The organism is Collimonas sp. OK607, assembly GCF_900111995.1.
Taxonomy (GTDB): Bacteria; Pseudomonadota; Gammaproteobacteria; order Burkholderiales; family Burkholderiaceae_D; genus Collimonas.
In genome coordinates, this window is record NZ_FOKF01000037.1 from 33897 (window position 1) to 45444 (window position 11548).

Here is an 11548-nt window from a genome sequence, read left to right on the forward strand (position 1 = left end):
GGGCCATGCTCTGGCTACGTCTGCCGCGTGTCTTTGACCGTGGCCTCACGGCAGCCAGGCATTGCTCCATTGTTCGGCTAACGAGGACATCATGTTCATTTTTTTACGCAGGCGCATGCTGCCTGCCGCGTTGCTGGTCGCCCTGACCGGTTGCGCCAGCTTGAGCGCCGATCACGGTTTTGGCGAAGTCAGCGAGGTTACCAAACAACGGCTGGGACAAGCCCCGGCTCAGCCGCGCTCCGAACAGGAACACAGCGAAGCGCGGGATACCGTTCAGAAACTGCTGCAACAGCCGCTCACAGCCGATGCTGCGGTACAAATCGCCTTGCTCAACAACCGCAACCTGCAAGCCGATTATCAGGAACTCGGGATTGCCGAAGCAAATTTGGTGCAAGCCAGCCGTTTGCCGAATCCCGGCTTCAGCTTCGGCCGCACCCGCAGCGGCGACAATCTCAAGATAGACCGCAGCTTTTCGATGGCGCTCATGGGCCTGCTGGTGCTGCCGACGAGTTCGAAAATCGAACAACGCCAGTTCGAGGTCAGCAAATTGACGACTGTCAATCGTATCCTGCAGGTAGCCGCCGAGACCCGCAGCGCTTATTACCAAAGTGTTGCGGCTAACCAGAGCATTACCTATCAGGAGCAAGTCGAAAGCGCCGCAGCAGCTGGCAGCGAACTGGCCGGCAAGATGGCTAAGGCTGGTAATTTCAATCAATTGGAACTGGCGCGCGAACAAGCGTTTCATGCCGACGCTGTGACGCAATTGACGCGCTCGCGCCAGCAGGCAGTGGTCGCACGTGAACAGTTGATCCGGCTGCTGGGCCTCGGTTCTGCGCAAATTACATTGCAACTGCCGCCGCGTTTGCCGGAACTGCCAGCCCAGCGTCCCTCTTTGCAAGATGCTGAGAATCTCGCCATGGCGCAGCGGCTGGACATCGCTGCCGCCAAACTGGAAGTCGAAGGCTTGCAGGCAACGCTGGGATTGAATCAGGCTACCCGCTTCATCAATGTGCTGGACCTGGCGTACCTGCATAACTCCGAACCAGGCATCCCACATGAAACCGGCTATCAAATCAGTCTTGAAATCCCCTTGTTCGACTGGGGTGGCGCACGCATTGCCAAATCGGAAGCGATCTATATGCAAGCTGCGCATCGTCTCGCGGCCACCGCCGTGGATGCCCAGTCGCAGGTACGCGTTGCCTATCAGGGCTACCAGAGTGCCTACGATCTGGCGCGGCACTACAACGATCAGGTGGTGCCCTTGCGCAAGCGGGTGTCGGATGAATATCTGCTGCGCTACAACGGCATGCTGTCCAGCGTATTCGAACTATTGGCCGATGCCCGTGAACAAGCCAATGCGGTCAATGCCGCCATCGACGCCAACCGCAATTTCTGGCTGGCAGACAGCGAGATGCAACTGGCGCTCGGCGGTTCTCTGCCAATCTCTACACCTGCACCGTCATCTTCGCCTGCGCCCGCAAAACCACAAGGAAAACAACCATGAAGCACTTATCACGACGCGCCTTTTTGCAAGGCTCGGCGCTGGCGGTCAGCGCTACCGCCGTCAGCCGGATCGGCGCCGCCAGCCTGCCGGAAGCCGTATTGCAAACCCAAGCCAGCACCCAGCCTCCGCTTAGTCCCGCCAACGGCCGCCCTTATCAACCGGTTGTCACCTTGAACGGCTGGACGCTGCCGTGGCGCATGAATAATGGCGTCAAGGAATTCCATCTGGTGGCAGAGCCGGTAGTGCGCGAAATCGCGCCCGGCATGAAAGCCAATCTGTGGGGTTACAACGGCCAGAGCCCGGGGCCGACGATCGAGGTAGTGGAAGGCGACCGGGTGCGGATTTTCGTGACCAACAAATTGCCGGAACATACCTCCGTGCACTGGCACGGCCAGCGTTTGCCGAATGGCATGGATGGCGTCACCGGCCTGACCCAGCCGGGTATCTCGCCCGGCAAGACTTTCGTCTATGAATTCGTGGCGCGCCGTGCCGGCACGTTCATGTACCACCCGCATGCCGATGAAATGGTGCAGATGGCGATGGGCATGATGGGCTTCTGGATTACCCATCCGAAAGACCCGTCGCTGATGCGGGTCGACCGCGATTTCGTGTTCTTGCTGAACGCCTATGACATCGAACCTGGCGCCGCTACACCCAGGGTCAATCAAATGACCGACTTCAACCTGTGGACCTGGAACAGCCGCGCCTTTCCCGGCATCGATCCGCTGGTGGTGCGACAGCATGACCGGGTCCGGATCCGGGTCGGCAACCTGACCATGACCAACCACCCTATCCACCTGCACGGCCACGAATTCGTGGTGACCGGCACCGATGGCGGCTGGACTCCACCGGCCAGCCGCTGGCCGGAAGTCAGCACCGATATCGCCGTCGGCCAGATGCGCGCGATTGAATTCGACGCCAGCGAGCCAGGCGACTGGGCGTTGCATTGCCATAAATCGCATCACACCATGAATGCCATGGGCCACGAGGTGCCGACCATGATCGGCGTCGACCAGAAATCGGTATTGAAAAAAATCAACCGGCTGATTCCCGACTACATGGTGATGGGTGACAAAGGCGGCTCGATGGGCGATATGGAAATGCCACTGCCAGACAACACCCTGCCGATGATGAGCGGCGCCGGCCCGTTCGGGGGGATTGAAATGGGCGGCATGTTTACTACGATGAAGGTACGCAAAGGCCTCGCCAGCAACGATTACAAAGATCCCGGCTGGTACAAGCATCCGGCCGGCACTGTCGCCTATGAGTGGAAAGGCGGTGATGCCGCGATGCCAGCCGCCACCCGGGCGCCTGATCGAATTTAATTGAACCCGGCTTCCGCGCCGAAGCACACCGATATTTTATTTTTTAACGAAAAGGATATTTCCATGAAATCCATATTAATTGCATCAGTTCTGGCTTTATCGCTGTTATCCCTCAATGCCTTCGCCCACGACGAACCAGAACACAGTGTCGCCACCGAAAAACAGGACGGACATGCGGCTGCATTAGGTAAACCCGGGGTTGCCGGAAACGTAACGAAAACCATGAACGTCGACATGAACGACACGATGCGTTTCACGCCTGCGACCATCTCGGTCAAGCGTGGTGAAACCGTCAAATTCATCGTCAAGAATTCCGGCAAGCTAAAGCACGAAATGGTTCTTGGTTCTGTCGATGAATTGAAGGAGCACGCGGCCATGATGGCGAAATTCCCGGAAATGGAACATTCCGATCCAAATCAGGTATCGGTTGAACCCGGTAAAACCGGCGAGCTGATCTGGCAATTTGGCAAAGCCGGCACATTTGAATTCGCCTGCCTGGAGCCGGGACATTTTGAAGCTGGCATGCGCGGAAACATCATCGTTAAATAATATTTTTCAACCGGATATACAACAAAGGAATTCTCATGAAAACAAGTTCCGTTCTATTTGCGGCACTCGCCTTGACGTTAACCGCTTCGTTTAACTTGCCGCTTTCGGCGGTAGCTGCCGAGGAAATCAAGCCCGCTGACACAGCGGCCATGTCGGCCGGAGAAGTGAGAAAAATCGATAAAGAGGCAGGCAAGATTACGATCAAGCATGGTCCATTGGTGAACCTGGATATGCCGCCGATGACGATGGTGTTTCGTGTTAAAGACCCGGCGATGCTGGATCAGGTAAAGCCCGGCGACAAGATAAATTTTGTCGTGGAAAAGACTAACGGCACCTTGACCGTCACTCAGATGCAGGCTGGCGATTGAGATTTATCAGCACATGAGACGATGGACATCAGAGTGAATATAATGTTCTGCATCACGCTGCAAGTAAGGCTGTACATCCCCGCGCCGACAACGCCACAGAACAGGACATCATGAACGCCACATACAAGATCGCCATACTTGCCGGCGACGGCATCGGCAAGGAGGTCATGCCAGAAGGCCTGCGCGTGATCAAAGCCGCCGCAAAACGCTTTGGCATCACGCTCGAAATGACGGAATTCGACTGGGCCAGTTGCGATTACTACGCACAAACCGGCAGCATGATGCCGGAGGACTGGAAGGCGCAACTGGCCGGGATGGATGCTATTTATTTCGGCGCGGTCGGCTGGCCCGTCATCGTCCCCGATCACATATCCTTATGGGGATCGTTGCTGAAATTCCGTCGCGAATTCGACCAATACATCAACCTGCGCCCGGCACAGACTTTCGAAGGCGTGCGCAGTCCGCTGGCGGGACGTGGCGCGGGCGACATCGACATGATGATCGTGCGTGAAAACACGGAAGGAGAATACTCATCGGTCGGCGGCATCATGTACGAAGGCACGCCGCACGAGATCGTCATGCAGCAGGCCGTGTTTTCGCGCCGCGGCACCGAGCGCGTACTCAAGTATGCATTCGACCTTGCCAGGACCCGCGCCCGCAAACACGTCACCGTGGCCACCAAAAGCAACGGCATTTCGATTTCCATGCCCTGGTGGGATGCCAGGGCAGCGGAAGTCGCCGGCACCTACCCGGATATCACCTGGGACAAGCAGCACATCGATATCCTGTGCGCCCGTTTCGTACTGCAGCCGCAACGCTTCGACGTGGTGGTCGCCTCCAATCTGTTCGGCGACATCCTGTCCGACCTGGGACCGGCATGTACCGGCACTATCGGCCTGGCGCCATCGGCCAACCTGAATCCGGAGCGCAATTTCCCGTCGCTGTTTGAGCCGGTACATGGTTCCGCACCCGACATCTACGGCAAGAATATCGCCAATCCGGTGGCGATGATCTGGTCCGGCGCCATGATGCTAGATTTCCTTACCAACAGCAGCGGTGCGGGCCGGGAAGCACATGACGCCATCGTCGCCGCGATCAAGTCAGTGCTGGCAAGTGGGCCGCATACACCCGACCTGGGTGGAAATGCCTCTACCACCGAGATGGGGCAAGCTATCGCTCGCCTGATCGGCGATACTGCATGACGGGATCCTGAAATTCACGGAGTCGTCACGGAGTCATGTCGGCGATGGCGCGTTTCGTAATGAGGCGCGCCAGAGAGATGACGAGTGAAATATTTCAAAAAAGTGTCACTTTGGCATTTCGTAACGAGCTGTAAAAAACCGGTACTTTTTGCCCGCAATAATGGAGTATCAACATCTCCCGGCGAGGCGTCGGCACTGCGACGCTTGATATGCACCCCCATCGCCCCCATATGCATCAAGTCATCCTGGAAAGCCTTATGCCATCCAAGTAATGCGATATTGAATCACCCAGTTTGAAAGGACTCTGACCATGCAATACCTGCAGATAATCGTCATCCTCACCACATTAATCATTGGCCTGCCCCTGAGCAGCATGGCAGCCAACAGCGACAACACCGAGATGCAAACCACGCCGGCAGACCAGACCGCGCTGCCGATGGTGGCCGGAGAAATACGCAAGGTAGATAGCGGCACCGGCAAGATCACCATCAAGCATGCAGAAATCCCCAACTTCGGCATGCCGGCCATGACCATGCTGTACAAAGCTGGCGATCCGGTCATGCTGGAACAGTTCAAGGCTGGCGACAAGATCGAGTTTGCCGTCGATAAGGTTGACGGTGCGTTGACTATAGTCAGCCTGGAATTGGCTAATCGATAAGCGGCGAAACTGCCGAGGAGATTGCCGTCGTTACTGACGGCGATTGACTATCCTGATCTCCGCCGGCTCGCCGTTTTGCGGTACCACTTCGAGCGACACCACCGGCCCCTTGCGCGGATCATGCTGAAACGTGATCCGGATTTTCTGCGCGTTCTCTATCCCTGCAAAATCGCGGACCAGTATCCGCGTCACATTGGGCAATTCTTCCGAACCCAGCGCAAAAGCATCGCTCTCGTTTTGCTGCTCCGAGGCGACGTGGCCGTTTTTATAAACGCAGACGATGGCTTGTGCCGGGTCGATACCGTTACTCATCAGGAATGAGTCGTTGACCAGAAACAAGGCCGGCGGGATCCTGGCGATGTCGATCTGGCTGATATCTGGCCAGTCGTTCTTGGTAATCACTTTACCGCCGGGATAATACCTGGCGACAAATTGATCGCCCATGCAGGGCAGATGTCCGGCCGCCGCTTCTGCGTGTTGCAACAGTCCTTGCACGTCGCCGGGTTCGAACTCGACCGTAATTGTTGGTGTAAGCATATTTGTCATGCCCGGATTATCGCATTGCGGACGACGCTGCGGTCACTTCGCGATACACCGCCACCCTACCCGCTGCCCCCAGCCATTTCCCCTTATAATGTGCGGCATGGAAAATCCCAATGAATTCGTACAATGGCTGCGCTCGGTCGCACCCTATATCCATGCCTTTCGCGGCAAGACCTTTGTTGTCGCCTTTCCGGGCGAACTGGTCACCGCCGGCGCCTTGCCGGTGCTGGCGCAAGACTTGTCGCTGCTGCATGCGCTTGGCATCAAGGTGGTTATTGTGCACGGCTCCCGACCGCAGGTCGAAGAGCAGCTGGCGCTGCGTAACGTAGAAGCGCGTTTTCACAACGGTTTGCGGATTACCGATACGGCTGCGCTGGAATGCGCCAAGGAAGCTGCAGGCGAACTGCGCCTGGATATCGAAGCTGCCTTCAGCCAGGGCTTGCCCAACACGCCGATGGCGCATGCCGCGATTCGTATCATTTCTGGCAACTTTGTCACTGCCCGTCCGCTGGGCGTGATCGACGGCGCCGACCTGCAGTTGACCGGCGTGGTACGTAAGATCGACTACGACACTATCCATCCAATCCTCAACGCCGGCGGCCTGGTATTGCTGTCGCCGCTGGGCTTTTCGCCGACTGGCGAAGCTTTCAACCTGACCATGGAAGACGTGGCGGTCGCGGCGGCAATCTCGCTGCGCGCCGAAAAGCTGATTTTCATCAGCGAAACACCGTTGATGAAAGACGCCGGCGAGACTGAAATCCGCGAGTTGTCCTCGCACCAGGCACAAGCTGTATTGGACAGCGGTTGCCTGCCGGCCGATTCCGCCTTCTATCTGCAGCACGCGATCAAGGCCTGTAACGCCGGCGTGCCGCGCGCCCACGTGGTGCCGTTCGCCACCGACGGTTCGGTCTTGCTGGAATTGTTTACCCACGATGGCGTGGGCACCATGATTTCCTACGAAAACCTGGAAAGCCTGCGCGAAGCCACGATTGAAGACGTCGGCGGTATCCTGAAACTGATCGAACCGCTGGAAAACGATGGCACCCTGGTCAAACGCGGCCGTGAACTGATCGAACGCGAGATTCATTACTTCTCGGTCATCGAACATGACGGCGTGATCTTCGGCTGCGCTGCCCTATATCCTTTCCCGACCGAAAAAATGGCGGAAATGGCTTGCCTCACGGTCAATCCGGAAGTCCAGGCGCAGGGCGACGGCGAGCGTATCCTGAAACATATGGAAAGCCGGGCGCGTGCGGCAGGCTTCACCAAGCTGTTCGTGCTGACTACCCGTACCTCGCACTGGTTCCTGCGGCGCGGCTTCGTCCACGCCACCGTCGACGACCTGCCGAAGGATCGCCAGCACATGTATAACTGGCAACGGAAATCGCTGGTATTGATCAAGACGCTATAAAATCAAAACCTTAAGTCAAAACCCGGCCCCGGTCGAACTATCCCCTATTCAATTGATCTTACAAGCGAGCAGCTAACACAGCAGCTCGCAACATCTACAAGGAAAAACCATGGCACGTACCATTCATTGCATCAAACTGGACAAAGAGGCTGAAGGCCTGGACTTCCCGCCGTATCCGGGCGAGCTGGGCAAGCGCATCTATGAAAGCGTGTCGAAAGAAGCCTGGGCCGGCTGGCTCAAGCACCAGACCATGCTGGTCAATGAAAACCGCCTGAACCTGGCCGATGTGCGGGCCCGCAAATATCTGGCGACGCAGATGGAAAAGCACTTCTTCGGCGACGGCGCCGATGCAGCTACCGGCTACGTGCCTCCGACCGAATAAGCAACCGCTCCAGAATATCTCTCCTCCCGCCTACCTCTGTGGCAAAATAAGCAAGATTTATTTTGCCTGGGGTAGCATCCCATTGCGGGCCAATGCGCCGCAACCCAGCCTGGATTCAAGTAATTATCCTTAACCGGATATACGCGTATATTTATCGATTCACCTTCCCCACAGATCGGAAATTTCATGCATCTATTCCGTAAACGCCCTTGGTCCAATCGCCTTTTGTCTTGCTTGCTGGCTACCGCCTGCGGCATCGGCTTCACCGGCATCACAGAAGCGGCAACCGCCCTTCCGGCCGGCGTGACCCAGGGTCCGTCCGCTGAAGGCATCACCGAATACCAGTTTGCCAACGGCTTCAAAGTCTTGCTGTTTCCCGACTCCTCCAAGCCTACGGTAACCGTCAACATGACTTACCTGGTCGGATCGCGTTTCGAGAATTACGGCGAAACCGGCATGGCGCATTTGCTGGAACACTTGATGTTCAAGGGCACTCCGACCCATCCTTCGATTCCCAAGGATTTCAGCCAGCGCGGCATGTCGTTCAACGGCACCACCAATGTCGACCGCACCAATTACTATGAAATATTCCAGGCCGGCGACGACAACCTGAAATGGGCGATCAACATGGAAGCCGATCGCATGCTGCATTCGTTTATCGCCAGGAAAGACCTCGATAGCGAAATGACCGTGGTGCGCAACGAATACGAACAGGGCGAGAACTCGCCGTTCGGCGTTCTGATCAAGCGCCTGCAGGGAGTGGCATACGATTGGCACAACTACGGCAAGCCGACCATCGGCAACCGCAGCGATATCGAAAACGTCAAGATAGAAAATCTGCAAGCCTTTTATAAAACCTACTATCAGCCGGACAACGCGGTGCTGCTGATCGCCGGCAAATTCGACCCGGCCAAGACCCTGGCCTGGGTCAACCAGGCCTTCGGCAAACTGCCGAAGCCGACCCGCAAGATGCGCGATTTCTGGACCGTGGAACCGACCCAGGACGGCGAACGCAGCGTGACCATACGGCGCCAGGGCGACGTGCAGATCGTTGCTGTAGCCTACAAGATTCCAAGCGAACTGCATCCTGACAGCGATGCCCTGTCCTACGCTGGAACGATTCTGGCAGACACTCCCAACGGCCGCCTGCATAAATCGCTGGTGGAAACCGGCAAAGCTACAGCCGTGTTTAATTACGAGATGACAGGTTATGCGCCCGGCCTGGAAATCATTGCCGCAGTAGTCAAGAAAGGCGAGCCGATCGAACCGGTACGGCAAGCCTTGATCGACGGTGTCGAGCAATTTGCAAAAACCCCGCCAACGCCAGAAGAAATGGAACGTGTCCGCCTGGCGAATGCCAACAGCTTTGAAAAACTGTTGAACGACCATCAACGCGTCGGCGTCGCCATGTCCAGCACGATTGCACTAGGCGACTGGCGTTTGCTGTTCCTCGGCCGCGACCGTTCCAACAAGGTTACCTCGGCACAAGTGGCGACAGCCGCAGCACACTACTTCACTCGCGATAACCGCACCGTCGGCATGTTCTTGCCGGAAGATCAGCTGCAACGCGCCGATGTGCCGGCAGCGCCAAGCGTGGCTGAACTGCTCAAAGACTACAAGCCACAGCAAGCGATCGCTGACGGCGAAGCGTTCGATCCATCACAAGCCAATATCGATGCTCGTACCCAGCGCTCGCAGGTAGGCGGTTTGAAACTCGCCTTGTTGCCGAAAAAGACCCGCGGCGAAACCGTCTCGGTCAAGCTGAACTTGCAATGGGGCGATGAAAAAACCCTGTTTGGCAAAAAGACTGCATCCGAATTGGCGGATGCCATGCTGATGCGCGGCAGCAGCACACTAACGCGCGAGCAGCTGGCCGACGAGTTTTCCAAACTCAAGATCAGCGGCAGCCTGACGCAATTCCAGACCACGCGCAGCAACCTGCCCGCCGCCTTGAAACTGGTCGCCAGCGTACTCAAGCAACCGCGCTTCGATCCAGCCGAATTCGATCGCCTGCGCAAGGAATCCCTGGTCAGCCTGGAAGCATCGCGCAACGAGCCGAACACGCTGGCAGCCGAAGCCATCGCCCAGCACTTCAACAAATATCCGCAAGGCCACTGGCTGGCAGCGCAAAGCGTAGATCAGCAAATCGCCGCAATCCAGGCCACCACCCTGGCTGATGTCAGCGCCTTCCATCACGATTTCTATGGCGCCTCGCAAGGCGAATTGGCCATCGTCGGCGATTTCGACGTCGCGGCAGTCACCAAGGTAGTCCAGGACGAGTTCGGCACATGGAAAAGCGCGGCGCCATACCAGCGCGTGATCCGGCAGAATTTCGATGTGGCGCCACTGCAGAAAACCATCAATTCCCCAGACAAGGAAAATGGCTTTTACGTAGCGCGTGAGAACCTCGACATGCGTGACGACGATGCCGATTATCCGGCAATGATGGTAGCCAATTACCTGTTCGGCGGCGGCAGTTTGAAATCCCGGTTGATGGACAGAGTGCGTCAAAAAGAAGGCCTCTCCTACGGCATCGGTTCATCGGTAGACATCAACGCCATCAGCCGCGCCGCCAGGTTCTCGGTACAAGCCATAGCCGCACCGCAAAACCTGGGCAGGGTTGATGCTGCAGTCAAGGAAGAGCTGTCACGCGCACTCAAGGACGGTTTCAGCGCCGACGAACTAGCCCGCGCCAAGTCCGGCATCCTGCAAGAAAACCAACGCGCCCGCGCCCAAGACAGCGCCCTCAGCGCCGGCTGGGCCAGGTTGCTCGACCTCAACCGCACCTTCGCCTGGAGCAAACAGATCGAAGACAAGATCAGCGCCCTGACGGTAGAGCAAGTCAACGAAGTGTTCCGCAAACACATTGATCCCGCCAAACTGAGCGTGGTGATTGTGCGTGATGAAGCAAAGGCAAATACTGCCGTGGCGGTGAAACCTTAAGAGTCAGGCAACTCAAAAAAGCCGCTGTCGTGTTCGCAATTAAATGTGCGAACACGGCGGCGGCTTTTTTTTTTGCTGTTGACGTTGATGTTGCCGTTGAATTGGCTTTTGAAGTTGCCGTTGAATTGGCTTTTGAAGTTGCCGTTGCAGTGGCTTTTGACGTGCCTTCCGCATGGGGACGCTGCCAAATGTGGCCTCGGGAATTGTGGGGGAACATGTTTGAGCGCAGCGAGTTGGTCTTTCCACCCGATTGGCACGTGACACATTTGGGAACCTGACCGAAGGGAAGGCAGTGGCTTTGCGGTCGCCTTTTCTTTGCTTACTTTCTTTTGGCCGGGCCGCGCAGGCGAAGCAAAAGAAATGGAATGGACGCCTCCCCCTCAGGGGCGAAGCTGACAAGACGGGATGGAATTCGGAAGGCGGGTTCTCGCTGTCAACGGCATCATTGTGCCAAAGTAGAGGTTCGCAAAAACCACTTAAGACAGGAGAACCCGAAATGAAGAATACCGTAATTGGTGTTGACATTGCAAAGACTGTTTTTCAGTTGCATTGGGTGGAAACAGAGACCGGCGAGATCAGGAGCAAGCAGCTCAAACGGGCTGGTTTTCTGTCCCATTTTGCCAATCTGGCACCTTGCCTGATTGGCATGGAAGCCTGCGGTGG

11 protein-coding genes and 1 pseudogene are annotated in these 11548 nt (G+C 56.8%); 11 read left to right on the forward strand and 1 reads right to left on the reverse strand.

The window, feature by feature from the left end; genetic code table 11:
- Positions 1 to 91: 91 nt before the first annotated feature.
- The 6 genes from BM029_RS20410 to BM029_RS20435 all read left to right on the forward strand — a co-directional run bounded on the left by BM029_RS20410 (position 92) and on the right by BM029_RS20435 (position 5606).
- A complete protein-coding gene (locus BM029_RS20410; RefSeq protein ID WP_092439195.1) occupies positions 92 to 1504 on the forward strand; it encodes a TolC family protein in 1413 nt (470 codons plus the stop codon).
- On the forward strand, positions 1501 to 2829 hold the full coding sequence (locus tag BM029_RS20415; protein WP_092439197.1) for a multicopper oxidase family protein: 1329 nt from the start codon (positions 1501 to 1503) through the stop codon (positions 2827 to 2829). The genes BM029_RS20410 and BM029_RS20415 overlap by 4 nt, the downstream gene beginning before the upstream one ends.
- Before the next feature lie 63 nt (positions 2830 to 2892).
- Complete coding sequence (locus BM029_RS20420) at positions 2893 to 3378, forward strand: cupredoxin domain-containing protein (protein WP_092439215.1); 486 nt, start codon at positions 2893 to 2895, stop codon at positions 3376 to 3378.
- Positions 3379 to 3413: 35 nt separating this feature from the next.
- Complete coding sequence (locus BM029_RS20425; protein ID WP_092439199.1) at positions 3414 to 3746, forward strand: copper-binding protein; 333 nt, start codon at positions 3414 to 3416, stop codon at positions 3744 to 3746.
- 110 nt (positions 3747 to 3856) lie between these two features.
- The gene (locus tag BM029_RS20430) at positions 3857 to 4948 is read left to right on the forward strand and encodes a tartrate dehydrogenase (protein WP_092439201.1); all 1092 of its coding nucleotides are present in this window, start codon (positions 3857 to 3859) and stop codon (positions 4946 to 4948) included.
- Positions 4949 to 5258: 310 nt separating this feature from the next.
- Positions 5259 to 5606, forward strand: coding sequence for a copper-binding protein (locus BM029_RS20435; RefSeq protein ID WP_170851158.1), 348 nt, complete (start codon positions 5259 to 5261; stop codon positions 5604 to 5606).
- A gap of 30 nt (positions 5607 to 5636) precedes the next feature.
- Here the strand turns inward: BM029_RS20435 and BM029_RS20440 are convergent, their stop codons facing one another.
- On the reverse strand, positions 5637 to 6143 hold the full coding sequence (locus BM029_RS20440; RefSeq protein ID WP_139217307.1) for a hypothetical protein: 507 nt from the start codon (positions 6141 to 6143) through the stop codon (positions 5637 to 5639).
- 106 nt (positions 6144 to 6249) lie between these two features.
- Between BM029_RS20440 and argA the strand changes: the two genes are divergently transcribed.
- The 5 genes and pseudogenes from argA to BM029_RS26370 form a co-directional block, all read left to right on the forward strand.
- Positions 6250 to 7560, forward strand: coding sequence for an amino-acid N-acetyltransferase (gene argA, locus BM029_RS20445; RefSeq protein ID WP_092393506.1), 1311 nt, complete (start codon positions 6250 to 6252; stop codon positions 7558 to 7560).
- A gap of 109 nt (positions 7561 to 7669) precedes the next feature.
- Positions 7670 to 7942, forward strand: a complete 273-nt coding sequence (locus BM029_RS20450; RefSeq protein WP_092416255.1) for an oxidative damage protection protein — start codon at positions 7670 to 7672, stop codon at positions 7940 to 7942.
- Between the two features lie 186 nt (positions 7943 to 8128).
- Positions 8129 to 10885 carry a M16 family metallopeptidase gene (locus tag BM029_RS20455; protein ID WP_092439205.1) on the forward strand — a complete coding sequence of 919 codons (2757 nt, stop codon included), beginning with the start codon at positions 8129 to 8131 and terminating at the stop codon, positions 10883 to 10885.
- Positions 10886 to 10914: 29 nt separating this feature from the next.
- A complete protein-coding gene (locus tag BM029_RS25735) occupies positions 10915 to 11163 on the forward strand; it encodes a hypothetical protein (RefSeq protein WP_139217308.1) in 249 nt (82 codons plus the stop codon).
- A gap of 218 nt (positions 11164 to 11381) precedes the next feature.
- Positions 11382 to 11548: pseudogene (locus BM029_RS26370) on the forward strand (IS110 family transposase); the annotation flags it as partial.

Excerpts from the sequence above, each read along its gene's own strand:
- BM029_RS20435 (WP_170851158.1), top strand. The coding sequence starts at position 5,259 with ATGCAATACCTGCAGATAATCGTCATCCTCACCACATTAATCATTGGC.
- BM029_RS20420 (WP_092439215.1), top strand. The coding sequence starts at position 2,893 with ATGAAATCCATATTAATTGCATCAGTTCTGGCTTTATCGCTGTTATCC.
- argA (WP_092393506.1), top strand. The coding sequence starts at position 6,250 with ATGGAAAATCCCAATGAATTCGTACAATGGCTGCGCTCGGTCGCACCC.
- BM029_RS20430 (WP_092439201.1), top strand. The coding sequence starts at position 3,857 with ATGAACGCCACATACAAGATCGCCATACTTGCCGGCGACGGCATCGGC.
- BM029_RS20415 (WP_092439197.1), top strand. The coding sequence starts at position 1,501 with ATGAAGCACTTATCACGACGCGCCTTTTTGCAAGGCTCGGCGCTGGCG.
- BM029_RS20425 (WP_092439199.1), top strand. The coding sequence starts at position 3,414 with ATGAAAACAAGTTCCGTTCTATTTGCGGCACTCGCCTTGACGTTAACC.
- BM029_RS20450 (WP_092416255.1), top strand. The coding sequence starts at position 7,670 with ATGGCACGTACCATTCATTGCATCAAACTGGACAAAGAGGCTGAAGGC.
- BM029_RS20410 (WP_092439195.1), top strand. The coding sequence starts at position 92 with ATGTTCATTTTTTTACGCAGGCGCATGCTGCCTGCCGCGTTGCTGGTC.
- BM029_RS20455 (WP_092439205.1), top strand. The coding sequence starts at position 8,129 with ATGCATCTATTCCGTAAACGCCCTTGGTCCAATCGCCTTTTGTCTTGC.
- BM029_RS20440 (WP_139217307.1), bottom strand. The coding sequence starts at position 6,143 with ATGCTTACACCAACAATTACGGTCGAGTTCGAACCCGGCGACGTGCAA.